General features: G+C 65.6%; 28 protein-coding genes and 1 pseudogene. 22 read left to right on the top strand and 7 right to left on the bottom strand.

What is annotated here, in order from left to right:
• Positions 1-176 precede the first annotated feature (176 nt).
• Genes ACJH5R_RS08760 through ACJH5R_RS08745 form a run of 4 tightly spaced genes read left to right on the top strand, consistent with a single transcriptional unit; the run spans position 177 to position 3,439 of the window.
• Positions 177-878, top strand: a complete 702-nt coding sequence (locus tag ACJH5R_RS08760; RefSeq protein ID WP_406757869.1) for an SDR family NAD(P)-dependent oxidoreductase — start codon at positions 177-179, stop codon at positions 876-878.
• A gap of 57 nt (positions 879-935) precedes the next feature.
• Positions 936-1,796, top strand: coding sequence for a mycofactocin-coupled SDR family oxidoreductase (locus ACJH5R_RS08755; protein WP_406757870.1), 861 nt, complete (start codon positions 936-938; stop codon positions 1,794-1,796).
• Positions 1,797-1,847: 51 nt separating this feature from the next.
• Positions 1,848-2,042, top strand: coding sequence for a ferredoxin (locus tag ACJH5R_RS08750; protein ID WP_024440885.1), 195 nt, complete (start codon positions 1,848-1,850; stop codon positions 2,040-2,042).
• 14 nt (positions 2,043-2,056) lie between these two features.
• On the top strand, positions 2,057-3,439 hold the full coding sequence (locus ACJH5R_RS08745) for a cytochrome P450 (protein WP_406757871.1): 1,383 nt from the start codon (positions 2,057-2,059) through the stop codon (positions 3,437-3,439).
• Positions 3,440-3,558: 119 nt separating this feature from the next.
• Here the strand turns inward: ACJH5R_RS08745 and ACJH5R_RS08740 are convergent, their stop codons facing one another.
• Together ACJH5R_RS08740 and ACJH5R_RS08735 are read right to left on the bottom strand one after the other, a co-directional pair.
• Positions 3,559-4,734 (bottom strand): acyl-CoA dehydrogenase family protein, encoded by a 1,176-nt coding sequence (locus tag ACJH5R_RS08740; RefSeq protein ID WP_406757872.1) that lies wholly within the window; start codon positions 4,732-4,734, stop codon positions 3,559-3,561.
• A complete protein-coding gene (locus tag ACJH5R_RS08735) occupies positions 4,718-5,746 on the bottom strand; it encodes an acyl-CoA dehydrogenase family protein (protein WP_406757932.1) in 1,029 nt (342 codons plus the stop codon). The genes ACJH5R_RS08740 and ACJH5R_RS08735 overlap by 17 nt, the downstream gene beginning before the upstream one ends.
• A 268-nt stretch (positions 5,747-6,014) precedes the next feature.
• Between ACJH5R_RS08735 and ACJH5R_RS08730 the strand changes: the two genes are divergently transcribed.
• The 4 genes from ACJH5R_RS08730 to ACJH5R_RS08715 are packed head-to-tail and all read left to right on the top strand — an operon-like array spanning position 6,015 to position 9,559.
• Complete coding sequence (locus ACJH5R_RS08730) at positions 6,015-7,112, top strand: amidohydrolase family protein (RefSeq protein WP_406781771.1); 1,098 nt, start codon at positions 6,015-6,017, stop codon at positions 7,110-7,112.
• Between the two features lie 28 nt (positions 7,113-7,140).
• Positions 7,141-8,283: an amidohydrolase family protein gene (locus tag ACJH5R_RS08725; protein ID WP_406757874.1), complete on the top strand. Its 1,143-nt coding sequence runs from the start codon at positions 7,141-7,143 to the stop codon at positions 8,281-8,283.
• Positions 8,284-8,676: a Rieske (2Fe-2S) protein gene (locus ACJH5R_RS08720; protein WP_406757875.1), complete on the top strand. Its 393-nt coding sequence runs from the start codon at positions 8,284-8,286 to the stop codon at positions 8,674-8,676.
• Between the two features lie 16 nt (positions 8,677-8,692).
• Positions 8,693-9,559, top strand: a complete 867-nt coding sequence (locus tag ACJH5R_RS08715; RefSeq protein WP_406757876.1) for an alpha/beta fold hydrolase — start codon at positions 8,693-8,695, stop codon at positions 9,557-9,559.
• Positions 9,560-9,564: 5 nt separating this feature from the next.
• On the opposite strand, the gene ACJH5R_RS08710 is transcribed toward ACJH5R_RS08715, so the two are convergent.
• Entirely contained in the window at positions 9,565-10,035 is a 471-nt protein-coding gene (locus ACJH5R_RS08710; protein ID WP_406757877.1) for a hypothetical protein, read from the bottom strand.
• Between the two features lie 29 nt (positions 10,036-10,064).
• Here ACJH5R_RS08710 and ACJH5R_RS08705 point away from each other — a divergent pair, with 29 nt between their 5' ends.
• The 7 genes and pseudogenes from ACJH5R_RS08705 (at position 10,065) to ACJH5R_RS08675 (ending at position 16,468) form a co-directional block, all read left to right on the top strand.
• The gene (locus ACJH5R_RS08705) at positions 10,065-11,366 is read left to right on the top strand and encodes an NADH-ubiquinone oxidoreductase-F iron-sulfur binding region domain-containing protein (RefSeq protein WP_406757878.1); all 1,302 of its coding nucleotides are present in this window, start codon (positions 10,065-10,067) and stop codon (positions 11,364-11,366) included.
• A pseudogene (locus tag ACJH5R_RS08700) lies at positions 11,363-11,557 on the top strand (ferredoxin); the annotation flags it as partial. The gene ACJH5R_RS08705 and the pseudogene ACJH5R_RS08700, both read left to right, overlap by 4 nt.
• Positions 11,558-11,568: 11 nt before the next feature.
• Positions 11,569-13,224 carry a thiolase C-terminal domain-containing protein gene (locus ACJH5R_RS08695; RefSeq protein ID WP_406781770.1) on the top strand — a complete coding sequence of 552 codons (1,656 nt, stop codon included), beginning with the start codon at positions 11,569-11,571 and terminating at the stop codon, positions 13,222-13,224.
• A 10-nt stretch (positions 13,225-13,234) separates the two neighbouring features.
• Positions 13,235-14,116: an alpha/beta hydrolase gene (locus ACJH5R_RS08690; protein ID WP_406781769.1), complete on the top strand. Its 882-nt coding sequence runs from the start codon at positions 13,235-13,237 to the stop codon at positions 14,114-14,116.
• On the top strand, positions 14,116-14,934 hold the full coding sequence (locus tag ACJH5R_RS08685) for an NAD(P)-dependent oxidoreductase (RefSeq protein WP_406757881.1): 819 nt from the start codon (positions 14,116-14,118) through the stop codon (positions 14,932-14,934). The genes ACJH5R_RS08690 and ACJH5R_RS08685 overlap by 1 nt, the downstream gene beginning before the upstream one ends.
• Positions 14,935-15,047: 113 nt before the next feature.
• A complete protein-coding gene (locus ACJH5R_RS08680) occupies positions 15,048-16,250 on the top strand; it encodes a cytochrome P450 (protein WP_406757882.1) in 1,203 nt (400 codons plus the stop codon).
• 8 nt (positions 16,251-16,258) lie between these two features.
• Positions 16,259-16,468: a ferredoxin gene (locus ACJH5R_RS08675; protein WP_406757883.1), complete on the top strand. Its 210-nt coding sequence runs from the start codon at positions 16,259-16,261 to the stop codon at positions 16,466-16,468.
• 102 nt (positions 16,469-16,570) lie between these two features.
• Here the strand turns inward: ACJH5R_RS08675 and ACJH5R_RS08670 are convergent, their stop codons facing one another.
• The 4 genes from ACJH5R_RS08670 to ACJH5R_RS08655 form a co-directional block, all read right to left on the bottom strand.
• On the bottom strand, positions 16,571-16,876 hold the full coding sequence (locus ACJH5R_RS08670; protein ID WP_406757884.1) for a DUF1330 domain-containing protein: 306 nt from the start codon (positions 16,874-16,876) through the stop codon (positions 16,571-16,573).
• Positions 16,876-17,091 carry a ferredoxin gene (locus tag ACJH5R_RS08665; RefSeq protein WP_406757885.1) on the bottom strand — a complete coding sequence of 72 codons (216 nt, stop codon included), beginning with the start codon at positions 17,089-17,091 and terminating at the stop codon, positions 16,876-16,878. Before ACJH5R_RS08665 ends, ACJH5R_RS08670 begins: the two co-directional genes overlap by 1 nt.
• Positions 17,088-18,386, bottom strand: coding sequence for a cytochrome P450 (locus ACJH5R_RS08660; RefSeq protein ID WP_406781768.1), 1,299 nt, complete (start codon positions 18,384-18,386; stop codon positions 17,088-17,090). Before ACJH5R_RS08660 ends, ACJH5R_RS08665 begins: the two co-directional genes overlap by 4 nt.
• A gap of 109 nt (positions 18,387-18,495) precedes the next feature.
• On the bottom strand, positions 18,496-19,776 hold the full coding sequence (locus ACJH5R_RS08655) for an amidohydrolase family protein (RefSeq protein WP_406781767.1): 1,281 nt from the start codon (positions 19,774-19,776) through the stop codon (positions 18,496-18,498).
• Positions 19,777-20,034: 258 nt separating this feature from the next.
• Between ACJH5R_RS08655 and ACJH5R_RS08650 the strand changes: the two genes are divergently transcribed.
• The 7 genes from ACJH5R_RS08650 to ACJH5R_RS08620 are packed head-to-tail and all read left to right on the top strand — an operon-like array spanning position 20,035 to position 25,731.
• Positions 20,035-20,580 (top strand): carboxymuconolactone decarboxylase family protein, encoded by a 546-nt coding sequence (locus ACJH5R_RS08650; protein ID WP_406757933.1) that lies wholly within the window; start codon positions 20,035-20,037, stop codon positions 20,578-20,580.
• Positions 20,581-20,584: 4 nt separating this feature from the next.
• A complete protein-coding gene (locus tag ACJH5R_RS08645; RefSeq protein WP_406757888.1) occupies positions 20,585-21,862 on the top strand; it encodes an SRPBCC family protein in 1,278 nt (425 codons plus the stop codon).
• Positions 21,846-22,169, top strand: a complete 324-nt coding sequence (locus ACJH5R_RS08640) for a hypothetical protein (protein ID WP_406757889.1) — start codon at positions 21,846-21,848, stop codon at positions 22,167-22,169. Before ACJH5R_RS08645 ends, ACJH5R_RS08640 begins: the two co-directional genes overlap by 17 nt.
• 2 nt (positions 22,170-22,171) lie before the next feature.
• Entirely contained in the window at positions 22,172-23,401 is a 1,230-nt protein-coding gene (locus tag ACJH5R_RS08635; RefSeq protein ID WP_406757890.1) for an amidohydrolase family protein, read from the top strand.
• On the top strand, positions 23,385-23,807 hold the full coding sequence (locus tag ACJH5R_RS08630; RefSeq protein ID WP_406757891.1) for a nuclear transport factor 2 family protein: 423 nt from the start codon (positions 23,385-23,387) through the stop codon (positions 23,805-23,807). Before ACJH5R_RS08635 ends, ACJH5R_RS08630 begins: the two co-directional genes overlap by 17 nt.
• Positions 23,804-24,925: an acyl-CoA dehydrogenase family protein gene (locus ACJH5R_RS08625; RefSeq protein WP_406757892.1), complete on the top strand. Its 1,122-nt coding sequence runs from the start codon at positions 23,804-23,806 to the stop codon at positions 24,923-24,925. The genes ACJH5R_RS08630 and ACJH5R_RS08625 overlap by 4 nt, the downstream gene beginning before the upstream one ends.
• 2 nt (positions 24,926-24,927) lie before the next feature.
• The gene (locus tag ACJH5R_RS08620; protein WP_406757893.1) at positions 24,928-25,731 is read left to right on the top strand and encodes an acyl-CoA dehydrogenase family protein; all 804 of its coding nucleotides are present in this window, start codon (positions 24,928-24,930) and stop codon (positions 25,729-25,731) included.
• Positions 25,732-25,793: the final 62 nt, after the last annotated feature.

Below are 25,793 nucleotides of genomic sequence, written 5' to 3'. Positions count from 1 at the left end.
AGAACTCAAGGGTGTGCGAAAAGCGTTGCAACCTGCACTTCTACGGCGAGAGTTAATGCGGCTACGGCATTTTCGCTGCTGAGAGGGGGTCCGGATGGGCCTTGCCAGAATCCGCTAAGCGAGAGTACGATTCTCAACGCTCGGAAAGGAGATTCTTTGTGACCGAGACGGGCCTCGTGAGGACTGCTGTCGTGACCGGGGGCGCCTCGGGCATCGGTGCGGCAGTCGTGAGCCGATTGCGCGCCGCCGGCCACCGGGTGGCCATCATCGACCTCAAACCGGACGGTCAGGATCTGGCCTTCGCCGCCGACGTGACCGATCGCGGGCAGATCGACACCGCACTGACGCAGATCCGCGAACAGCTCGGTCCGGTCACCATCCTGGTCAACGCCGCCGGCAAAGACGGTTTCAAAAAGTTCAGTCACATCAGCTTCGAGGACTGGCAGCAGATCATCGATATCAACCTCAACGGCGTCTTCCACACCATCCAGGCGGTGCTTCCCGACATGGTCGAAGCCGGCTGGGGCCGCATCGTCAACATCTCCTCGTCGAGTACGCATTCCGGGACTCCTTATATGGCGCACTATGTTGCGGCCAAGTCCGCGGTCAACGGGCTCACCAAGACCTTGGCGCTGGAGTACGGGCCGAGCGGTATCACCGTCAACGCCGTGCCGCCGGGCTTCATCGACACCCCCATGCTGCGCAATGCCGATCGCCAAGGGTTCCTCGGCAACATCGAGGACAACATCGCGAAGACCCCGGTACGGCGTATCGGCAAGCCCGAGGACATCGCCGCGGCCTGCGCTTTCCTGGTGTCCGAGGAGGCCGGCTACATCACCGGACAGATCCTCGGCGTCAACGGCGGCCGCAATACCTGACCTTCACCACATTTCGCCAAGCCAAGGCGTGCACAGACACCAACGAAAGGAACAGCAGTGGGACGCGTTGCCGGAAAGGTCGCATTCATCACGGGAGCAGCCCGCGGGCAGGGTCGCAGCCATGCACTGCGGCTGGCCGAGGAAGGCGCCGACATCATCGCCGTCGACTACTGCACCGACTTCGAGACCATCGGCTACAAGATGGCCACCCCCGAGGATCTCGAGGAAACCAAGAACTTCGTCGAAAAAACCGGTCAGCGCTGCGTCATCGCCCAGGCCGACGTCCGCGATGCGGCCGCACTCAAGACAGCGCTGGAAGCCGGCATCGCCGAGCTGGGCAAGCTGGACATCGTTGTGGCACAGGCCGGTATCGCCGGCATGAAGGGTCAGCCACCACTGCAGGCGTGGACCGACGTCATCAACACAAACCTGGTCGGCACCATGAACGCCGTCCACGTCGCGCTGCCGCACCTGAAGGAAGGCTCCGCGATCGTGGCGACCGCCTCGGCCGCCGCGCTGATGGACGCACACAGCAAGCCCAACCCGGGTGGCGACCCGGGCGGCATGGCCTACATGACGTCCAAGCGGATGATCTCGCAGTTCATGCACGACCTGGCCACCGAGCTGTCCCCGCGTGGCATCCGGGCCAACGTGATTCACCCGACCAACTGCAACACCGACATGTTGCAGAGCGAGCCGATGTACCGCTCGTTCCGCCCCGACCTCGAACACCCGACCCGCGCCGACGCCGAACCGGTCTTCTATGTCCAGCAAGCGATGAAGGTGCCGTTCATCGAACCCGAAGACATCTCCAACGCGGTGCTGTGGCTGGTCTCCGACGAGGCTCGGTACGTCACCGGGATGCAGCTGCGGGTCGACGCCGGTGGATATCTCAAGTGGTACGACTACCACATCTGATGACGCCCGTCGTATCCCAGCGCACCGAAATCGGTTGAAAGGAGCGAGAACATGAAGGTTTCCGTTGATGGCCAGCGATGCCAGGGCCACACGCTGTGCGCGATGATCGCGCCCGACTCCTTCGTGCTCAACGACATTGACGGCACCTCTTCGCCGGTGTCCGAAGTGGTTCCGGCCGATCAGCAGGACGCCGTGCGTGAGGCCGCACACTCCTGCCCCGAACAGGCCATTCTCATCGAGGAATGAATAGGGAGGATTCCTTGAGCGTCAACGATTCACTCGCCGCGACCGGCCAAGACGATGCGCCCGACGATCGGAAGAAGAACACCTTCTTCTTCGATCGGCACGCCCCGGAGTACCGCGATCAGTTCGAAGAGATCACCAACGAGATGCAGGCCAAGTGCCCGATGGCGTGGAGTCCCACGTACAACGGGCACTGGGTGGCGGCCGACAGCAAGCACGTCTTCGAACTGGCCCGCTGCCCGGTGGTCTCCAACCATCACGACATCAGCGGCGAAACACCCTTCCAGGGCATCACGATCCCCAAGGCCAGCCGCGCAACGGTGGTGCGCGGCGGCATCCTGGAGATGGATGAGCCCGAGCACAGCGCCTACCGCGGCGCACTGAATCCGTATCTGTCCCCCGCCGCGATCAAGCGGTGGGTGCCATTCGTCGACGAGATCACCCGCGCCGCACTCGATGAGCACATCGAGTCGGGCCAGATCGACTTTGTCGAGCATCTGGCCAACGTGGTTCCCGCGGTGTTCACCCTCGCGATGATGGGCATCGAGCTCAAGAAGTGGAACGTCTACAGCGAGCCCACCCACGCCTCGGTGTACACGCCCGAGCACTCGCCCGATCGCGAGAAGATCAACGAGCAGCACCGCGAAATGGGTATCGACATCATCAACAACATGATGGAGATCCGGGAGAACCCGCGTCCAGGTCTGGTCAACGCGCTGATGCAATTCCGCATCGACGGTGAGCCCGCGCCCGACATCGAGATCCTGGGCAACCTGGGTCTGGTCATCGGCGGCGGTTTCGACACCACCACGGCGCTGACCGCGCACGCGCTGGAATGGCTCGGCCAGCACCCATCCGAGCGCACCCGGCTCAGCGAGGAGCGCGCAACGCTGCTGGACCCGGCGACCGAGGAATTCCTGCGGTTCTTCACCCCCGCGCCCGGCGACGGCCGGACGTTCGCCGAGGACGTCGAGGTCGAGGGGCAGCAGTTCAAGCAGTACGAGAGGCTGTGGCTGTCGTGGGCGATGGCCAACCGCGACCCGGCGGTCTTCGAGGATCCGAACCGGATCATCATGGACCGTAAAGGCAACCGGCACTTCAGTTTCGGCCTGGGAGTGCACCGCTGCATCGGGTCCAACGTGGCGCGCACGGTTTTCAAGTCGATGGTGACCGCGGTGCTCGACCGGATGCCCGACTACCAGTGCGACACCGAAGGTGCGGTGCACTACGACACCATCGGCGTCATCCAGGGCATGCGGAACCTGCCGGCCACTTTCACCCCGGGCAAACGGCTCGGGCCGGGGCTGGACGAGACCCTGGAGAAGCTGCAGCGGATCTGCGATGAGCAGGAGTGCGCGCGCCCGATCACCGAGCTCAAAGAACAGGTCGTCATCGACTGACGTTCCCCGCGCGAGCAGACCCAGAATCGCACCCGAGGTAATCGCTTCGTGCGATTCTGGGTCTGCTCGCGGGGTCTAGCCGGCCCGCGACGTCTAGCAAGCCTCGCGCGGGCCGCGCGTCAGCCGCGAGGCAAGCCCAGCCCCTGCTGAGCGACGATATTGCGGTGAATCTCCGAGGTGCCCCCGGCGATGGTGCCGGAGAAGCTCCGGGCATGCCTCTCGAACCAGCTGGCGAAGTAGCTGTCGAGGTTCATCGGCGCATACGGTCCCGAATTCGCAGGGTGCACAAGGCCGTCGGCCCCGGCCGCATCCAGCGCGTGACCGGAGGCGAACATCTCGGCCTCGGAGCCGAGCAGCTTGAGCACCGACAGAGCGGCGACGTCCTCCTCACCGCGCGCCGCGCGGGCCAGCGCTGCGGACCCCAGCAGGCGCAGCGCCTGATAGTCCATGACCGCCGTGGCGAACCGGTCACGTTCGAGCGCGCCCTCGGGATGGAAGTCGGCGATGATGTTGTCCAACCGGTCGGCGAAACCGAGCCACATCATGGTGCGTTCGTGGCCCAGGGATCCATTGGCCACCCGCCAGCCACCGTGCAGCGGTCCGACCAGGTTCTCCGCCGGCACCCGCACATCGGTGAAGAAGACCTCGTTGAAGTCTTCGTCGTCGATTCCGCAGATGGTGGGGAACGGACGACGCACCACGCCCGGGGTGTTTGTCGGGATCACCAGCACGCTGATGCCCTTGTGTTTGGGCGCGTCGGGATCGGTACGGACGAACGTCAACAGCACATCGGCGTCGTGAGCGCCCGAGGTCCACACCTTCTGGCCGTTGACGATGAAATCGTCACCGTCACGGTCCGCCCTGGTCCGCAAGGACGCCAGGTCCGAGCCTGCGCTCGGCTCGCTCATGCCCAGTGAGGCGGTGATCTCAGCGCGCAGAATCGGCACCGCCCAGCGATGCTTCTGCTCAGCACTGCCAAACGAAAGCAGAGACGCCGCAATGATATTCACACCCTGTGGATTGAAGCTGTGATAGATGCGGCGCCGGCACAGCTCCTCCAGATGCACGAACTGCTGCAGCAGGGTGGCGTTGCGGCCACCGAACTCCGGCGAATTGCCGGGCAACAACCAACCGTTGTCGAACAGCAATCGCTGCCATTGGCGGGCCCATTGCGGCATGTGTGACACCGAACGTGGCCGCTCCAGTGTGTCGGCCTCGGGGGGCAGGTTGGCGTCGAGGAAGGCCGCGAACTCGGCGCGGAATTCCTCGACCTCGGGATCAAATGCGAGCTGCAAGATATTCCTCGGCGATCGCGGCCCGGTGCTGCGCGGCACCACCCAGCATCAGCTCCCCCGCTTTGGCCCGCTTGAGCGCGAACTGCAGGTCGTTCTCCCAGGTGAATCCCATCGCACCGAACAGCTGCAGCCCGTGCCGGAAGACCACCGACTGGCATTCCCCAGCGGCGGCCTTGGCCATGGCGGACGCCATCCGGCGCCGCGGGTCATCGACGGCGATCGTCAGCGCGGCGAAATAGGCCAGCGCCCGGGCGCGTTCGATCGCCACGTGCATGTCCGCGGCCTTGTGCTGGACAGCCTGGAACGACCCGATCGGGACCCCGAACTGCTGCCGACTGCGGACATGCTCCAACGCCAGATCGAGGATGCGCTGGCAGGCGCCGACCATCGTCATCGCCATACCGCTGAGCGCGACGTGGCGGGCCCGCTCGGCATCGACCCGGATCCGGGCGCTGTCGGGAACCTCGACTCCGGCGAAAGAGACGTCGCTCAGGTGCAACGTCGGGTCGAAGACGGCCGCCTTGCGGGTCGTCACCGCGCCAGCGTCCACGATGAAGACCCCCGCCGCGGTGACCACCGCCAGCCGATCGGCGCGATCGCCGTCCAGCACCTGTAGTGCGGTTCCGTTCAACACCCAGCCGCCGGCGTTGCGATGCGCGCTCACCCCGCTGAAAACTGCTGCACCAGTGGACCCGTCCGGGTTGTGCCGCTCACCGACCAGCGGAGCGAACTGGGTCATGGTCGCCAGGAAAGGCGTGGGGTCGGTGGCGCGGCCCAGCTCTTCGAGGACGATCGCCAGCTCTACCGCGGTCTCCGGTTCGTGCAGTTCGGTCCAGCCCAGGTCCACGTAGACCTTCCAGAGGGAGTCGATCAGGGGCTCAGCCGCCCCGTCCGTCTCGCCCACTGCTCCTTCTATGACCCTGCGCACCAGCGAGGGCGAACACTGCTTGCCCACCACATCGCGTACCGTGCCCTGCCACAGTCGCTGATCTTCGTCGAACTCCAAGAGCATTGCAGCCACCTCTCCCAAACGCCGATCGAGAATAACATTCTCGCAAACGGATGTAACGATCTCGGCTTGAGATTCCTTGTCACCGCTGCACAACGTGCCGTTGATCAGGCCGCGGCGTGGCCGCTGGCCCTCGGCTCTCGCCCGCCAGAATGAGAATCTAGTTCTTGCGTGCAAAGAATACAGCTATACAATGGTTTCACCGGGGGGTCGGGCGGCACGGTGACTGCACCACAGTGCCCGGCGGGCGGTAGGACGAAGGGCGGCGTTGATGATCGAACACCCGGACGGCACCCGCACGCCCGTCGTCGACGCCAGTGTGCACATCTTTGCGGCGTCCAACTCCGACCTACGCAGCTTCATGCGGGAGCCGTTCAAGAGCCGTGGCTTTCCCGACTACGAGATGGACTGGTACGGCGCGCCGGGCGGAGAGTACGCGCCCGGCACCGACGGTCCGCAGCGCCAATACCCGGGGTCGGACCCCGAAGTGGTCGCCCGGCACCTGTTCACCGAACGCGGGGTTGACGTGGCGGTATTGCACCCGATGACGCGTGGAGTGATGCCGGACCGGCATCTGGGATCGGCGATCGCCGCGGCGCACAACGAGATCCTGGTGTCGCGCTGGCTGGATCACCCCGAGTACGGCGAGCGCTTCCGGGGCACCATCCGCGTCAACCCGGACGACATCGCCGGAGCGCTGCGCGAGATCGACCGGTGGTCCGGCCACCCCCGCGTTGTTCAGGTCGGCGTTCCGCTGCAATCCCGGGAGCTCTTCGGCAAGCCGCAGTTCTGGCCACTGTGGGAGGCGGCCATCGACGCCGGCCTGCCGGTCGTGGCGCATATCGAGGTGGGTTCGGGCATCTCCGCCTCACCGACGCCGTCCGGCGTTCCCCGCACCTACGAGCAGTACGTCAGCTTTATGGCGTGCAATTACCTGTACCACCTGATGAACATGATCGCCGAGGGCGTCTTCGAGCGGATGCCGGCGCTGAAGTTCGTGTGGGCCGACGGGGCCGCGGACCTGCTGACGCCGATCATCTGGCGGATGGACACCTTCGGCAGGCCACACCTGGAGCAGACGCCCTGGGCGCCGAAGATGCCGAGCGACTACCTGCCCGGCCACGTCTACTTCGTGCAGGGCGCCATGGATGGCCCCGGGGACACCGATTTCGCCGGTGAGTGGTTCGGCTTCACCGGCAAAGACGACATGGTGATGTACGGATCCAGCTACCCGCACTGGCAGCGCAACGAACTGACCGTTCCGCGTGCGCTCACCGCCGAACAGCGCGACAAGCTGTGCTGGCGCAACGCTGCTGGCCTCTACGGCATAGAAGTCCCTGCCGTACCAGCCGTCGCGGGCGCACACTAGAGAGCAGTAGGGACCAAGGGAGTTCACGATGACCGTGACAGCTACCGAGCGCAAGCCGGCCGCCGAGCGAATCGCCGTGCGGTGCGTGGATTCGGACGTTCACCCGGTGCCGCGACGCGGCGATCTGGTGCAGTATCTCCCCGAGCCCTGGCGCAGCAAGTACTTTCTGCCCCGTCGGGTCGGTGAACAGATCTACTACGACGCCCCGGACTATGCGCACGCCTACGCCATGCGAGTCGACGCGTTCCCGGCCGACGGCGAATTCCCCGGAAGCGACCCGGAGTTGGCGTTCAAGCAGCTGATCATGGAAGCGGGCGCCGACTACGCGATCCTCGAGCCCGCCGCTTACCCGGCCCGCTTTCCCGAAGCACAGCAGGCGATGTCGTCGGCACTCAACGACTGGCAGGCCAACCACTGGCTCGATGCCAAGAACAATTGGCACCAGCGCTGGCGCGGCTCGATCTGTGCCGCGATCGAGGACCCTGCCGGCGCCGTGGCCGAAATCGAGAAGTGGGCCGGCCACCCCTACATGGCGCAGATCCTGATCAAGGCCGAGCCGCGGCCCGCATGGGGCGACCCCAAGTACGACCCGATCTGGGCGGCGGCTACCAAGCACGACATCACCGTCAGCTGCCACCTGTCGCGCAGCCATCACGAAGAGCTGCCGATGCCGCCGGTGGGCATGCCCAGCTACAACCACGACTTCATGGTCACCTACTCACTGCTGGCGGCGAACCAAGTGATGAGCCTGGTGTTCGACGGTGTCTTCGACCGCCACCCGAACCTGCGCATCGTGCTCGTCGAGCATGCCTTCAGCTGGATCCTGCCGCTGATGTGGCGGATGGACGCCATCTACGAGGCGCGCAAGTCCTGGGTGGACATCAAGCGCAAGCCCAGCGAATACGTCAAGGACCACATCAAGTTCACCACCCAGCCGCTGGACTACCCCGAAGACAAGACCGAACTCACGCGGGCTCTGGAATGGATGGAGTGCGAGAAGATCCTGCTGTACTCCTCGGACTACCCACACTGGACCTTCGACGACCCGCGCTGGCTGGTCAAGCACCTGCCCAAGGCGGCCAGGGAAGCGGTGATGTTCAAAAACGGCTTACAGACCTACCACCTTCCCGACACGGTCCCGGCCCTCGAGGGACAGGTGCGGGTGTTCTAGATGAGCCAAGAAGAACAGCGGCCCCGGCTGGCTCAGGGCCGTGAACACGTTGTTGCCACAATCGATGAAATACCGCCCGGCACACACAAGCTCGTGCCGATCGGGCATCACGGCGTCGGGGTCTACAACATCAACGGGACGTTCTACGCGATCGCGAACTTCTGCCCGCACCAGGGCGGTCCACTGTGCTCGGGCCGGCTGCGTGGCCGCACCGTCGTCGACGAGGAGAGCCCCGGCGAGGCCACCATGGTCCGGGACCTCGAATACATCTACTGCCCCTGGCATCAATGGGGTTTCGAACTCGCCACCGGTACGACCGCGGTCAAACCGGAGTGGAGCATTCGCACCTACCCGGTGCGGGTAGTCGGTAACGACGTCCTCGTCCAGGCCTAACACACAGGAGTTTTCGGTGGCCTCAATCGAAGTCAACGCCGGCAACGTTGTCTACGAAATCCTCGGTACCTCCGGCGACCTGATCGTCCTGACACCCGGTGGCCGGTTCTCCAAGGAGATACCGGGGCTACGCCCCCTGGCCGAAGCACTGGTCGACGGCGGCTACCGGGTACTGCTGTGGGACCGCCCCAACTGCGGCGCCTCCGACGTGCAGTTCTACGGCCAGTCCGAATCGCACATGCGCGCCGAGACCCTGCACGGGCTGCTCACCGCCCTGGAGACCGGGCCCGTCATCCTGGCCGGCGGCTCAGGCGGGGCGCGGGACTCGATCCTGACCACCATGCTCTACCCAGAACTGGTAACCAAGCTGGCGCTGTGGAACATCGTGGGCGGCATCTACGGCACCTTCGTGCTCGGTTCCTACTACGTGGTGCCCAGCATCCTGGCTGCGCGCGGCGGCGGACCGGCGGCCTTGCTGGGGGTACGTGAGTGGCAAGAGCGGATCGAGGAGAACCCGAACAACAAGCAGCGACTGCTCGACTTGGACGGTGATGCGTTCCTCAAAGTGATGTTGCGCTGGCTCAATGCATTCGTCTCCAAGCCGGGCCAGACGATTCCCGGTGTCGATGACGAGATGTTCGATGCGATAACGGTTCCCACGCTGATCATCCGCGGCGGCGAGAACGACTGGGACCACCCCAAGCGCACCTCGCTGGAGGTCAACTGCCTGATCAAGGGATCCGAACTGATCGACCCGCCGTGGCCCGAAGACGCCTGGGAGCGGGCCGCAGAGGATCGCGCTTCCGGAAAAGTCAGTCACTTCAACATGTTCGACACCTGGGTGCAGGCTGCCCCGGCGATCCTGGAATTCCTGAGCCGCTGATGGACTCAGCAGGTGTGAATGTGGACCTCGCAGTTCAGCGACGCCTCCAGCGCGGTGTGGATGCGGCTTTCGCCAACCCGCTGAAGATCCTGCTCCGCCAAGGTCACGTGCACGACGTCCAGACCATCGGATCCCGGCGTCCGGACTATCTGGCCGGACAGTCCCAGCCCGGCCAGCACCCCGTGCACGTCGTCATCGGTTCCCCTACTCAGGTAGGTGACCACACCCGGCACCGGCATTGTGTCGAATGCATTGGCACACAGCCGCATACCGATATCGATGACATCTTTCTCGGCTCCGGTGATCAGCAGCCGTACGTGGCGCCGACCCACCGGCAAGGCCGCGATATCGGCATCGACTACGTCGACACCGGCCTGGCCCGCCAAGTCTCGCAGCGTTGCCATTCCCGCCGCCAGATGCTCGGGCATCAGCTTCCCGGCCGGGTCGACGTCGAGTCGCACCACCGCTGTTCTCACGTCCGCGAGCCTAGCCAAAAGAGGTGTCAATGACGACAACGGCAGCAACTCCGAAGGTCGGTGTAGCCACCTGGCCGGGCTGCGCACCACGGCTGCTGCGCGAGCAATCCGGCGTCGAGGACGCAGCGCAATACCTGGCGGGCGAGGGCTACCGGCCGCTGCCCGATCCCGAGGAGTTCCTGGCCGAAATTCAGCGCAGTGGATTGCTCGGCCGCGGTGGGGCGGCGTTTCCCCTTGCGGTGAAGCTGCGCTCGGTGCGCGACGCGGCCTTGCGCGGTCGCGACACCGTGGTCCTGGCCAACGGCGAAGAAGGTGAACCAGCCTCGGTCAAGGACCGCTGGCTGCTGCGCAACCGACCGCATCTGGTGCTCGACGGATTGCGGCTGGCCGCCGCGACGGTGGCGGCCCGCCGCGCTTACGTCTATGTCTCCGATCCCTCGGCGGCCCGCAATGTCGAGAACGCACTGGCCGAGGCCGGCCCGGAAATCCTTGGCGGGCTGCTGATCACGGTATACACCGTCGACGCGGGTTATGTGGCCGGCGAGGAGACCGCGGCGGTACGGGCCATCAACGGCGGCCCAGCCAAGCCGACCGACAAACCACCACGGCCGTACCAGCAGGGAATCCACCAGCGCCCGACCGTGGTCTCCAATGTCGAGACACTGGCGAACCTGCCCTATCTGCTGCGCCACGGCTCGGATACGTTCCGCACGCGCGGGACTGCCTTGTCGCCGGGCACCTTCCTGGCCACGGTCAGTGGCGGCGGGCGACCTCCCATGCTCTATGAGCTGCCGCACGGCGTCACGGTCGCCGAACTGCTGAGCGCGCACGGGATTCCCGCCGACCAGGTACGCGGTGTGCTGATGGGCGGCTACTTCGCCGGCCTGCTCAATCGGGATGCACTGGCGGCCACCCTCGACCACGAGTCGCTGCGTGCCGCCGGCAGCGGTCTGGGCTGTGGGGCGATCTCCGTGCTCACCGACGACTGCCCCGTCGCGGTGGCGGCCTCGGTGTTGGCGTATTTCGGCCGGGAGAATGCCGGGCAGTGCGGGTCATGCTTCAACGGCACCGTGGCGATGGCGGCGGTCGCCGAGGCGCTGCGGGACGGAGCCGCCACCGCCGAAGACGTGCAGCGACTGCAGCGCTGGGCCGGCGTGCTGCCCGGACGAGGTGCCTGCGGCACGCTGGACGGCGCCACCAACGTTGCGGCCAGCCTGCTGACCCGGTTCCCGGACTTGGTGGCCAGCCACCTCGACGGTGCCTGCGAGTCCTGCCGCGGCGGCGCATTTCGCGCCGAGCGTCCCTATGCGGTCGAGGAGGTGAGGGCATGAAGATCCGCCTGGACCGCACGCTGTGCGACGGGTTCGGCTTCTGCGCCAAGCACGCGCCCGGGTATTTCTCCCTGGACGACTGGGGTTATGCGTCCCTGACGGGCGATGGGACCGTGACCGAGGCCGACGAGCACGACGTCAAGCGTGCCTTGCTGGACTGCCCGGTCCACGCCATCATCGAGATCACCGAGGAGGACGACGCATGAGCGCGCCTGGGCGCCCCCTCCCCGCGGTCACCCCCGAGAACGAATTCTTTTGGACCGCCGGCGCTGACGGCGTGCTACGGCTGCAGGAATGCCGCGACTGTGCCTCGCTGATACATCCGCCACAGCCGGTATGCCGCTACTGCCGCAGCACGAACATGGGTGTGCGCGAGGTGTCCGGGCGGGCCACGCTTGCGGGGTTCACCGTCAACCACCGATTCAGCCTGCCCGGGCTGCCGGCTCCGTACGTGGTGGCCCAGGCCGCTATCAGCGAGGACCCGCGAATTCGGCTGACCACCAACATCATCGACTGCGAGCCGGATCAACTCGAGCTCGGCCGGCAACTGGAAGTGGTGTTCGAACAGCACGAAGACGTATGGCTGCCGCTGTTCCGTCCGGTCAGCGACACCGGTGAAATCGCGCCCCTTCCCGACGACGAGATCGCCCCGCAGGACTTCGGGCGGCACGTCCGACCGATGGTCTCTGACCACAAGTTCGAAGACGCGGTCGCGATAACCGGCATCGGCATGTCCGACCTGGGCCGCCGGTTGATGAGACCCGCGCTGTCGCTGACTGTGCAGGCCGGTCAGGAGGCCATCGCCGATGCCGGGCTGTGCCTGGATGAGATCGACGGCCTGTCCACCTATCCCGGGCCCGGCATGCTGGGCCCATTCACCGAGGGCGGCGTGACGGCACTGGAGTCGGCGCTGGGCATCCGCCCGACGTGGCACAACGGCGGGATGGAGACCTTCGGCCCGGGCGGATCGGTGATCGCGGCCATGTTGGCGGTCGCCGGCGGCCTGGCACGCCACGTGCTGTGCTTCCGTACCCTGTGGGAGGCCACCCACAACGAGCTGATGAAGCAGGGCAAGATCCGGCCGCAGGGCGGGCGGACCACCAGCTGGCAGATGCCGTTCGGGGCCACCTCGGCCGCGCACACGCTGGCACAGAACGCCCAGCGGCACTTCCACCGCTACGGCACCACCCGGGAAACCTTGGGCTGGATCGCGTTGAACCAGCGGGCCAATGCCCAGCTGAACCCGACGGCGATCTACCGCGACCCGATGAGCATGGACGACTATCTGTCCGCTCGGATGATCACCACGCCGTTCGGCCTCTACGACTGCGACGTCCCGTGCGATGGCGCGGTCGCGGTGATCGTGTCGGCCGTCGATGCGGCACGCGACCTGGCCAAGCCACCGATCCGAGTCGAGGCGGTCGGCACCCAGATCATCGAGCGCATCGACTGGGACCAGAGCACGCTGACCCACGAACCGCAGGTGCTGGGCCAGGCCGCGCATCTGTGGTCGCGGACGTCGTTGCGACCGGCGGATGTCGACGTCGCCGAACTCTACGACGGGTTCACCTTCAACTGCCTGTCTTGGATTGAGGCGCTGGGCTTTTGCGGCATCGGTGAGGCGAAGAGCTTCCTGGACGGGGGCGTCAACATCGCGCGCGACGGGGTGCTGCCACTGAACACCCACGGCGGTCAGCTCTCGCACGGCCGCACACATGGGATGGGACTGATCCACGAAGCCGTCACCCAGTTGCGCGGTGAGGCCGGTGACCGCCAGGTACCCGACGCCCGGGTCGCCGTGGCGAGTAGCGGTGGGCTGACGCCGAGCGGGGTCATATTGCTGCGGACCGACTCGTGAGGACCGGCTCATGAGCACCACGGTTGGCCCGCGGATGGTCAGCGCCGACGGGGTGCCGATGTCGGCGCTGGTCGCCGAGGTTCCCAATCCACATGCGGTGGTCATCGCGTTGCACGGCGGTGGAACCACGTCGATCTATTTCGACTGCCCCGGACAGCCCGCTCTGTCGCTGTTGAGAAGCGGTGCGGCGCTGGGCTACACCGTGATCGCGCTGGATCGTCCGGGCTACGGCAGTTCGGCCCTGTATCCGGAGGCGATGACCGAGCCCGAGCAACGCGTCCGACTGGCCTACCTGGCCGTCGACCGGATCCTCGGTGACCGGTCGCGCGGCGCCGGACTGTTCCTGCTGGGTCACTCCAACGGTTGCGAGCTGGCGGTGCGGATGGCCGCGGCCGATCGCGGCGCGCAGCTGCTCGGCCTGGAACTGGCCGGAACTGGACTGCACTACCAAGACGCCGCGCGCACCGCACTGGGCTCGGCCGGACCCGGCCAGCGGCCAACCGGCCTGCGCGAACTGCTCTGGGAGCCCGCCTCGCTGTATCCGGAGGCGGTGCTGCGCGGGATCACCAACGCATCGTCGGGCGCACCCTATGAAGCCGACATGGTCGCCAGTTGGCCGCGGCGGGACTTTCCGTCGCTGGCCGGACAGATTCGGGTGCCGGTGCGCTTCACCTTCGCCGAACACGAGAAGGTCTGGGAATCCGGCCCGGATGCGCAGCGCGAGATCCGCGACATCTTCGTCGCCGCCGACAGTTTCACGAGCAACCACCAGTCCGAGGCGGGCCACAATCTCAGCCTCGGCTTCAGCGCAGCGGAATATCACCGCTCGGTGCTGTCATTCGTCAATGATTGCGCGGCTGCTGTCGTCGCGCGGGACTCGGAGGTCAGCTGATGCGCGTCGGATTCATCGGTTTGGGCAGCCAGGGTGCGCCGATGGCGCGACGCATCGTCGAGGGCGGGTACGCCACCACATTGTGGGCGCGACGGGACGGCACGCTGGAGCCCTTCTCCGACACCGAGGCACGCATCGCCGACTCCCCCGCGAAGCTGGCCGGCCAGAGCGACCTGGTCTGCCTGTGCGTGGTCGGTGACGCCGACGTCGATGAAGTGGTCCGGGGAGACAACGGTGTGCTGGCCGGCTTGCAGCCCGGCGGGATCATCGCGATTCACAGCACGGTCCATCCCGACACCTGTCGCCGGTTGGCACAACACTGTGCCGAACAGCAGGTTTCGGTGATCGATGCTCCGGTGAGCGGTGGCGGTCCGGCCGCCGCGGCCGGCACGCTGCTGGTGATGGCCGGGGGCCAGGCCGACGTCGTGGAGCGCTGCCGGCCGGTCTTCGAGACCTATGCCGACCCGGTAGTGCACCTGGGCGACCTCGGCTCCGGCCAGGTGACCAAATTGCTCAACAATCTGCTGTTCACCGCCAACCTCGGGACGGCGGCCACCGCGTTGGCCCTGGGCAAGCAGTTGGGCGTCGCCACCGACCGGCTCGCCGAGGTGGTGTCACGGGGCAGCGCGAACAGCTTCGCGCTGAACAGCATCCGGGGTTCCGGCGGCACCCTGGACAGGCTGGCCGGCCTGGCAGGGTCCTTGCTGCAAAAGGATGTCCGGCTGGTGTCCGACCTGGCGCAGCGAGCGGGGGCGGATCCCGGCGCGGTGCTCGACGCCGCCGACGCGGCGCTGTCGCTGATGGACCACCCCCGGTGACGCCGGTGCGCGGCGCCCCCTTCCGAGTCGCTGCCGTTTGTCTTACAGTAGCGGTTATAGTCCACCGTCCCAGCGTCGGCTTCCCCTACCGTCCGGCGCCCTGAGGAGGTTCGATGACCAAGGCAGAAGTCGTCTTCGACCCGTTCTCCGAAGAGTATTACGACAACCCATTCGACATCTATCGGCGAATGCGCGAGGAAGCGCCCCTGTACTACAACGCCGAAGAGGATTTCTACGCCCTGACCCGCCACGAGGATGTGTCGGCGGCGTTCAAGGACTTCGAAACCTACTCTTCGGCTCGCGGCTGCGACCTCGCGATGGTGCGCTCCGGTGAGGCGCCGCAGAAGATGATCATCTTCATGGACCCACCCGATCATCGGCACATGCGCAGCCTGCTCAACAAGGCCTTCACCCCGCGCGCGATCCAAGCCCAGCGCGACACCGTCATCGAGCAGGTCGAGCGGTTCCTGGGCAACGTCGACCCCGACGGTTTCGACGTGGTGCAGGACTTCTCCGGGCCGTTTCCGGTGGAGGTCATCACGCGGATGGCAGGGGTACCCGACGAGTACCGCCAGCAGGTACGGCACTGGATCGACACCTCGCTGCACCGCGAACCGGGACAGATCGAGATCAGCGAGGCCGGCATGCAGGCCACCATCGAGACCGCGACCTACTACTACGGCCTGATCCAGGAACGGCGCGTCGACCCGCAGGACGACATGATCAGCAGGCTGATCGCCGCCGAAATGCCCGGCGAGAACGGCCAGATGCGACGCCTCGACGATATCGAGATCACCGGCTTCGCCTCGCTGCTCGGGGCCGCCGGCGCGGAAACCGTCACCAAACTGGTCGGCAACGCCGCGGTGATCTTCGCCAGCCAGCCCGACCAGTGGCAAAAGCTGCTCGACGATCCCAGCAAGGTTCCCGCCGCGGTCGAGGAACTGCTGCGCTACGAGGGCCCGGTGCAGTACAACGTCCGCTACACCCTCAAGGAAGCCCACGTCGCCGGCGGCACCATTCCGGCCGGCAAGCCGGTGTTCCTGATCGCCGCGGCCGCCAACCGGGATCCCGAAGCCTTCACCGATCCCGACAGCTTCGACATCGACCGGGACCAGACGCAGGCGCAGCACCTCGGACTGGGGTATGGGATTCACAGCTGCCTGGGGGCGGCGCTGGCCCGGATGGAAAGCGTTATCGCCTTGGAACGACTGTTGGAATTCATGCCTCGCTACGAAGTGGATTGGTCTGGCCTGCAACGAGTTCACATGCAGAACGTCTCGGGATGGAAGAACGTCCCAGTCCGCGTGTTGCGTTAGGGGTGCCGATGTCGCGGCGACAGGTAGTGGTCGACTACGGGCTGTGCGAATCCAATGCGATCTGCATGGGCATCAACCCGGAGGTGTTTCACGTCGACGACGACGACAACCTCTTCATTCTCAAGCCCGACATCACCGCCGAGACCGAACGCGATGTCGCCGAGGCGGTCCGCCGCTGCCCACGTCAAGCGCTGGCGATCGTCGACGCCGCGGACTAGGCGGCCTCGCCGCGAGTGTGAATATGACGACGCGACACGCCGGTGTCCCGTCGTCATATTCACACTGGGCACGAGCTTTCCCGCCGCATAGCGGGCCCGGGATCAGGAGCGCGCCGGGAATCCGGACAGGATCACCGCGTTGCACTCGGCCGCGGCTTGCCGCAGCTTCACCGCCTCCTGGTAGCCCTCGGAGTGGTACCAGGCTCGAGCCGCATCGACGGATTCGAATTCCAATACGACGGTTTGGTTTCCGTGCCAGTCGCCTTCCAGCACCTCATGTTGCGTCTCGACAGCCAGGATCGTGGCGTTGGCCATCGTCGGCCCTGCCGCCTTGCCGTAGGCGACCATGCCCGCGGGGTCCTTGATGGCCTCGGTCAAGATGACATATCCCTTGGGCGCGTTCGCCATTAGCTCTCCTTCGTGGATGAATCGTCGGTGACGTCGTCGATGGCACGTTCCGGGCACTGTTTGATGGCATCGCGAACCGCGCCTTCGAACTGGGCCGGTACCTCGTCGACGGTGACCTCGGAGTATCCGTCATCGTTGATGGCGAACACCTCGGGACAGATCGTGGTGCAGATACCGTGTCCGGCACAGCGATCCGGGTCGACCCAGGCCTTCATCGCGCGGCCCGTTCGACGGCCGGGGTGAACTCCAGATTCAGTTGGATCAAGCCCCGCAGGATGTAGGTCGGGATGTAGCGGAACTGACGCCCGCCGTCAGGACCGTGCAGCTCGTCGGAGATCCTGATGTCGGTGGTGCGGTCCAGCAGCCGCTCGATGGCGATGCGGGTTTCGGCGCGGGCCAGTGGCGAGCCGGGGCAGCTGTGGATGCCGCGCCCGAAGGTGATGTGCTGACGGGCATTCGAGCGGGCCGGATCGAAGGTGTCCGGGTCGGCGAACCGGCGCGGATCCCGGTTCGCCGCGGCGGCCAGCACCATCAGCGTTGTGCCGGCTGGGACGTGAACCCCGCCGATTTCGGAGTCCACCCGGGAGAGGCGGAAGTCGCCCTTGACCGGACTCTCGAAGCGCAACACCTCCTCGATGAAGTTCGGGATGAGGCTGCGGTCGTCACGGAGACGCTGCTGGATGTCCTGCCGCTCACCGATGATCTTCAGCGCCGAGCCGAGCAGTCGTACCGTGGTTTCCTGGCCAGCCGAGTAGACGTTGGCGGCCACCTTGGCCACGTCCATCGGGTCCGGAATGGAACCGTCCGGGAACGTCGCCTCCGCCATGCCGGTCAGCACGTCCTCACGCGGCGCACTGCGTCGGTCGGCGATATAGCCGGCGAAGGTGGCGTAGAGGAACTCCAACGGGCTGTGGGCCAGCGCCTTGGCATCGGTGCTGCCGATCCCACCCCCGGCGTTGCGCTGAATGTTCTTGACGAAGTCATCACGATCTTCATCCGGGACACCGAGCAGGTCCGCGATGACCAGCAGGGTGAACGGAGCCGCGAACCCGCCGATGAATTCACCGGCGCCGGGCGCCAGGAAATCGTCGAGTACCGCATCGGCGAGCTCCCACATGGCGTCCTCGTTCTCCTTGAGGCGCTTGGGGGTGAGCAGTCGCATCAGCAACGCACGGTGGTTGGTATGCGTCGGGGGGTCCAGGGTCGGCAGTTGGTCACTGAACGGCAGTTCGTCGCGGTGCTTGTCGATCAGGCCCGCGACGGTCTCGCCCCCCAGGTCACCGTCGAGCGGGACCGGGAAGCCGGGGAACGGGCCGGTCACCGCGATACACGAGGAGAACACCTCGGCATTGCCGGCCACCGCGCACGCTTCGTCCCAGCCGGTCACCATCGTCACGCCGTGGTGCGGTTCGCGGGTGACCGGCGACCGCTCCCGCAGTGCGCGCAGATAGGGGTACGGGTCGCCGACCACCGCTTGGTCGGTGAAGAAATCGATCGCGTCTGGATCCATCGAGCCGTTCCGCTCCCTCTCACAATCGAGAATCCCATTCTCGTAACCGGTGAACAGAATTTCATACGCCGACGGTGCCGTCAATGTTGACCGAGCCGGCGAGCCCGGCTCAGCTATTCGACCGCGCGGCTTCCATCAACGCATTCGCCTGTCGATCGCCGTCCTTGTGGTGGCTGAGTGCACGGATCTCGACGTCGTGCCCCTCGGCAGCCTTTCGCAGAGCGCCGACGGTGGCCTGCTCGCGGGGAATGTGCGAGAACGGGTCGAAGGAGTACCAGCGCATGGCGTTCTGGTGGGTCATCTTGTTGATGTCGTCATCGGACACGTTGTTGGCGGTCAACACATCCCACAACTCTTCGGGCGCTCCGGGCCACATCGAGTCGCTGTGCGGGTAGTCGGCCTCCCAGGCGATGTTGTCGATGCCGATCAAATGGCGCAGTGCAACACCCACCGGATCGGAGATGAAACAGGTCAGGAAGTGCTCCCGGAACACCTCGGAAGGCACCTTCCCGCCGAAGTCCTGACCGGTCCAGGTCGAATGCATCTCGTAGGTGCGGTCCACGCGCTCCAGGAAGTACGGGATCCACCCGGTGCCACCTTCGGACAGGGCGATCTTGAGGTCCGGATACTGCTTGATCGGCTTGGACCACAACAGATCCGCGGCGGCTTGGACGATATTCATCGGCTGCAGGGTGATCATTACGTCCATCGGCGCATCGGGTGCGGTGATGGCCAGCTTGCCGGATGACCCGATGTGCACATTCAGTACCGTGTCGGTGTCACACAGCGCCTCCCACAGCGGATTCCAGTACTCGTCGTGGAAGCTCGGGTAGCCCATCGCGGCCGGGTTCTCGGTGAACGTCAAGGCGTGCACGCCCTTCTTGGACACCCGCCGCACTTCCTCGGCACACTTTTGGGCATCCCAGATCACCGGGATCGCCATCGGGATGAAGCGCCCGGGATACGCGCCGCACCATTCGTCTATGTGCCAGTCGTTGTAGGCCTGCACCAGCGCCACCGAAAAATCCGCATCGTCGGTGGCGAAGAGTCGGCCGGCGAAACCGGGGAACGAGGGAAAGCAGATCGAGCCCAGAATGCCACCGGCATTCATGTCCTTGACCCGTTCGTCGACGTTGTAGCAACCGGGCCGGATCTCGTCCAGACCCTGCGGCTCGAGCCCGTACTCCTCCTTGGGCCGGCCCGCGACCGCGTTGAGCGCGACGTTGGGGATCACCACGTCACGGAACTGCCACGAATCGGAGCCATCCGGGTTGTGCACCAGCCGTGGCGCGTCATCGAGGTACTTGCGCGGCAGGTGGTTGGCAAACATGTCCGGTGGTTCAACGGTGTGGTCGTCGACGCTGACCAGAATCATGTCGTCCTTGTTCACGGCCATCCTCCGTTCCGGGTGCGGCGGGTAGGCCGCCCCAACGACGTCTCCTTGGAAAACTATCTTCCCGTTTTCGGAGAATCAACCTTCGCACGGACTCCCCACGTCGCGGCGTTCGCGGCGCGACCAGCCGCGCCGAGCACCGTTCCACCCACTCGCCCCACCTGCACAAACGGCGAAGTGTTGACCAATCGAGCCAAACATGGAAATCTGTTGGTCAAATATGAGAATGTGATTCTCATCCACGAGGAGGAACCGATGCGCCTGACCCCGCTACCGGAGTCCCAGTGGGACGATGAGGCGGTCCAGCGCGCCCTGGCCCAGATGCTGACCGCGGATCGGCGCAACTCCCGCGACGCCGGCTCGGCGATGACCATGCTGGTTCACCACCCGAAACTGGCCCGGGCGTTCCTCAAGTTCAATGTCGAACTCCTGTACCGCTCATCGCTGCCCGGCAACCTCCGTGAGCTTGCGATCCTGCGAACTGCCCACCGCCGCGGCTGCGAATACGAGTGGGTGCACCACATCACGATCGGCAAGGAGGCCGGCCTCACCGACTCCGACATCGAAGACCTGCAGCACGGTGCGGGACGTGACGATCTGTACCAAGCCGTGGTGAACGCGGCCGACGAACTCGAAGAGGACTCCCGGCTCTCCCCCGCCACCGAGGCGGTTCTCGCCAAACACCTGGACGAGCAACAACTGATGGAACTCGTCTTCACGGTCGGCTGCTATTCCATGTTGGCCATGGCCTTCAACACCTTTGGCGTTGAACTTGACGAAAAATCCGAATCAGAGAGGTAGTACCGTGGCGCACTTCCCCAAGCCCGCTGCTGGCAGCTGGACGCAGAGCTATCCCGAACTGGGCACCGAGCCAGTCGATTACAGCGATTCGATCGACCCGGCATTCTTCGATGCCGAGCGCGAGGCGGTCTTCAAGCGCATGTGGATCAACGTCGGGCGCGTCGAACGGCTCCCCAAGACCGGCAGCTACTTCACCCGGGAGCTGCCCTCGGTGTGCAAGGGCACCTCGATCATCGTCGTCAAGGGCAAAGACGGCGTCGTGCGGGCCTTCCACAACATCTGCCGCCACCGCGGAAACAAGCTGGTGTGGAATGACTTCCCCAACGAGGAGACCTCCGGTACCTGCCGGCAATTCACCTGCAAGTACCACGCCTGGCGCTACGGCCTGGATGGCGACCTTACCTTCGTCCAGCAGGAGGACGAGTTCTTCAACGTCGACAAGACCGACTACGGCCTGGCAGGCGTGCGCTGCGAAGTATGGGAAGGCTTTATCTTCGTCAACTTCGACGACAACGCCGGGCCGCTCGCCGACTACCTCGGGCCGCTGGCCAAGGGGATCGAGGGCTATCCGTTCGGCGAGATGACCGAGACCTACTCCTACCGCGCCGAAGTCGGCAGCAACTGGAAGCTCTTCATCGACGCGTTCATCGAGTTCTACCACGCGCCGATCCTGCACCAGGGGCAGTACACCAAGGAGGAAGCCGCCAAGATCCAGAAGTTCGGCTACGAGGCGCTGCACTACGAGCTGGCCGGCCCGCACAGCCTGCAGTCGACCTGGGGCGGCCAGGCGCCGCCCCCCGACATGTCTATGGTCAAGCCGTTGGACCAGGTGCTGCGCAGCGGACTGTTCGGCCCGTGGGACAAGCCGGAGCTCATCGCCAACCTCAAGGACCTGCCGCCGGGCGTGAACGTCAAGCGAGTGCCACAGTGGGGCATCGACTCGTGGCTCTTCTACCCGAACTTCATGCTGCTGATCTGGGAGCCAGGCTGGTATCTGACCTACCAGTACTGGCCGACCGCCGTCGACAAGCACACCTTCGAGGCGAACCTGTACTTCGTGCCGCCGAAGAACGCGCGCGAACGCCTGGCCCAGGAGCTGGCCGCCGTCACCTTCAAGGAGTACGCGCTACAGGACGCCAACACCCTGGAAGCCACCCAGACCATGATCGGCACCAAGGCCGTCAAGGACTTCCTGCTGTGCGACCAAGAGATCCTAATCCGCCACCTGCACAAGGTGAACCGCGACTTCGTGAAGGAGTACCAAAGTGCCGCTACCGTCTGAATTCGCCGCCCTGGAACCCCATTTGGGCTGGGATCTGGCTCATGAGCCCGACCGCTATGCCAAGCGGCTGGGATCATCCATGGCCGAGATGCAGGAGTTCTACGACGTCGCGTTCCCGATGCTGGACGACGTCGTGACTTACTGCGACAAGTTCCCGCTGGACGACTTGCCAGATGACGCAAAGACTCTCATGCACATCATGCAATCCCTCGTCATGGTTTCGTTCCCCATCGAGGCATGGAAACAGCCGCGAGTCCCGGACAGCGGCGCGGCGTGGGTGGAACTGCTGAGTGAGCCGGTGATCTAGGGGTGCTGGCGCTCAGGGCGGCAGGGCTTCTCGAGGCCGATTCCGGTGAGATCGTCCGGCCCGGTGTGGTGCACATCGACGGGGACCGGATCGTCGGGGTCGGGGATCGCCCGCCGGGCGGTGCCGAGGCCGATGAGGTCATCGACCTCGGCGACTCGATCCTGCTGCCCGGGTTGATGGACATGGAAGTCAACCTGCTGATGGGCGGCCGTGGCGAGAACCCCGGCCTGTCGCAGGTACAGGATGATCCGCCGACCCGGGTGCTACGTGCGGTAGGCAATGCCCGGCGTACGCTGCGCGCCGGGTTCACCACGGTGCGCAACCTCGGCTTGTTCGTCAAGACCGGCGGATATCTGCTCGACGTGGCGCTGGCCAAGGCGATCGACGGCGGGTGGATCGAGGGGCCGCGCGTGGTGCCGGCCGGGCACGCGATCACCCCCACCGGCGGACACCTGGATCCGACCATGTTCGCGGCGTTCATGCCCGGCGTGCTGGAGCTGACCGTCGAGGAAGGCATCGCCAACGGTGTCGACGAGATCCGCAAGGCGGTTCGCTACCAGATCAAGCACGGCGCGCAGCTGATCAAGGTGTGCTGTTCCGGCGGTGTCATGTCACTGACCGGAGAGGCAGGAGCACAACACTATTCGGACGAAGAACTGCGCGTGATCGTCGACGAGGCACACCGGCGGGGGCTGCGGGTGGCCGCCCATACCCACGGCGCAGAGGCCGTCAAACACGCGGTGGCGTGCGGGATCGACTGCATCGAGCACGGCTTCCTGATGGACGACGAGGCCATCGCGATGCTCGTGGCGAACGACCGCTTCTTGGTCACCACACGGCGGTTGGCCGAGGCCATGGACGTATCCAAGGCCCCCGCCGAACTGCAGGCCAAGGCCGCCGAGATGTTCCCCAAGGCCCGTACCTCGATCAAGGCGGCGTATGAGGCCGGGGTGAAGATCGCCGTCGGCACCGACGCACCGGCGATCCCGCACGGCCGCAATGCCGATGAGCTGGTCACCCTGGTGGATTGGGGCATGCCCCCGGCCGCCGTGCTGCGGGCGGCGACGGTGACTGCCGCCGAGCTCATCAACGCAGCCGACCGGGGCCGCCTGGCCGAGGGTTTGCTGGCCGATGTCATTGCAGTTCCCGGTGATCCGCTGGCCGACATCACCGTCACCCAGAACGTGAACTTCGTCATGAAAGGCGGCAAGGTTTATGTCAACAAGAACTGACGACCTGGTCGAGATCCAACAGACACTGGCCCGCTACGCCGTGACCATCACCCAGGGCGATATCGACGGGCTGGTGGCCGTGTTCACCCCGGACGGTACCTACAGTGCGTTCGGCGAAACCTATTCGCTGGACCGGTTTCCGGTGCTGGTCGATGCAGCGCCCAAGGGCCTGTTCATGACCGGCACCCCGGCGATCGAGTTGGACGGCGACACCGCGACCGGTACCCAGCCGCTGTGCTTCATCGACCACGCCAGCCATGACATGCGGATCGGGTACTACAACGACACCTACGTGCGCACTGTCGACGGCTGGCGGCTGCGGACCCGCAAGATGACATTCATCCGGCGCAGCGGTGCGCACGACGCCGGGCGCCCGCACGCCGTCGGCAGGCCCGAAGCCGGATGAGTGCACTGCACGATCCCGCTGAGTTCCGCGCCCAACTACGCGCCTGGCTCGAATCCAACGATCTGACACCGTCTGCCGAACATTGCCTGAAGGCACACCTGCATCAGTTCGCCCGGGTGCAGCAGTCTCTCTACGAAGCCGGATGGAGTCGCTACGGCTGGCCCGAGCACGCCGGCGGCCTCGGCGGCCCGGCCATGCTGCGTGCCATCGTGGGCGAAGAGGTGGTCGGGCGGCGCCTGGTGGAACCGGGCCCCTACTCCATGCTCGAGGTGCTGGCACCGACGATGATCGACTACGCCACCCCCGAGCTGGCCGCTGAGATGGTCCCCAAGCTGCTCAGCGGCAAGGAACAGTGGTGCCAAGGCTTTTCCGAACCAGGTTCCGGAAGCGATCTGGCATCGCTGAGCACCCGCGCCACCTCGCGCGGTGACCAGTGGGTGATCAATGGCCAGAAGGTCTGGACCAGCTTCGCCCAGTATTCGCAGCGCTGCATCCTGCTCACTCGCACCGGGAACGCCGATACGCCGAATCACCAGGCGATCACCGCGTTCTTCGTCGACATGGACACCCCCGGTATCGAGGTGCGCCCGCTGCGCACCATGCACGGCGTCGACGAGTTCTGCGAGGTGTACTTCGATGATGTCGTCGTCGACGGCTCGCGCATGCTCGGCAAGCCCGGCGACGGCTGGCAGCTGGCCATGGATCTGCTGCCCTATGAGCGCTCCACCTGTTTCTGGCAGCGCATCGCCTACCTGTACTCGCGCTTCGATGCGCTGATTGCCGAGGTGAAGCGGCAGGGCGCCGCGGTCGACAATGACCTGGGGGCGGTGTATCTGGCGTTGCATACCCTGCGTTGCCGCTCCCGTGCCACCCAGCACCGGCTGGCCGACGGCCATCGGCTGGGCCCGGACACCTCCATCGACAAGGTGCTGCTGGCCACCGCCGAACAATTGCTCTACGACACCGCACGCGACCTGCTGGCGGGCGTCGTCGAACTGGACGAGGGCGAGTGGCGCGCGGAGTACCTGTACTCCCGAGCGGCCACCATCTACGGCGGCACCGCCGAGGTTCAGCGCAACATCATCGCCCGTCGACTGCTCGATCTGCCGAAGGAGTGACGATGACCACCGGAATGGACGCCGCCTCGCTCGTCCTGCTGGAAGACGCACTGCGCAAGACCATGACCTCTTCGTCCGGCGCTGCGCTGGACCGATCCCTGGCCGAACTCGGTTGGGCGGAAATGCTTTCCGAAGAACCGGATTTGGCGATCCCACTGGTGTTCCGGTTGCTCGGAGAGACCGGGGCGCACGCCTCGGTGATCAACGACGTGATCCTGGAGACCATCGGCGGCCTGCCCGGCGGTACTCCCCCGATGCCCTATGCCGGTGGCCGCTGGGTGATCTGGGAGCGCAGCGAACGCGACGGCAATCCCGTCCTCGGCGGGCTGCCACTGCTGGAAGTACCCGGCGGGGAACTCATGCGCCTGGGTGAGGCGCGCCGCGCGTTGGGATGGTGGCTGGTCGGTTCGGCGCGGGCAATGCTGGCCCTGGCCCGCCGGCATGCCCTGGACCGGATGCAGTTCGGCAAACCGATCGCCTCCTTCCAGGCCATTCGGCATCGGCTCGCCGAAACCCTTGTCGCCATCGAGGGCGCCGAGGCCACCCTGACCGTGCCTGTCATCGACAGCCCGGATCTGACCGCCATGCTGGCTAAGGCCGCCGCGGGCAAGGCCGCACTGACCGCAGCCAAGCACTGCCAGCAGGTGCTCGCCGGCGTCGGTTTCACCGAGGAACACGATCTGCACCGCCATATCGAGCGGGTACTGGTGCTCGACGGGTTGCTCGGCAATGCCCGTGAATTGACCCGCCAGGTCGGCGGCGGCCTGCGGGCCCGCGGCTCGGCGCCCCGCATGGTCGAACTCTGACATTCGGCGAGTGGGAATCATGCGACGTGACACGCCGTTGCGGCGTCGCTGAATTCCCACTC

Origin of the sequence: Mycobacterium sp. SMC-19, from assembly GCF_045310815.1 — a bacterium.
Taxonomy (GTDB): domain Bacteria; phylum Actinomycetota; class Actinomycetes; order Mycobacteriales; family Mycobacteriaceae; genus Mycobacterium.
The sequence above is the reverse complement of the archived record's forward strand: the minus strand, read 5'-3'. Positions and strand labels throughout refer to the sequence as shown.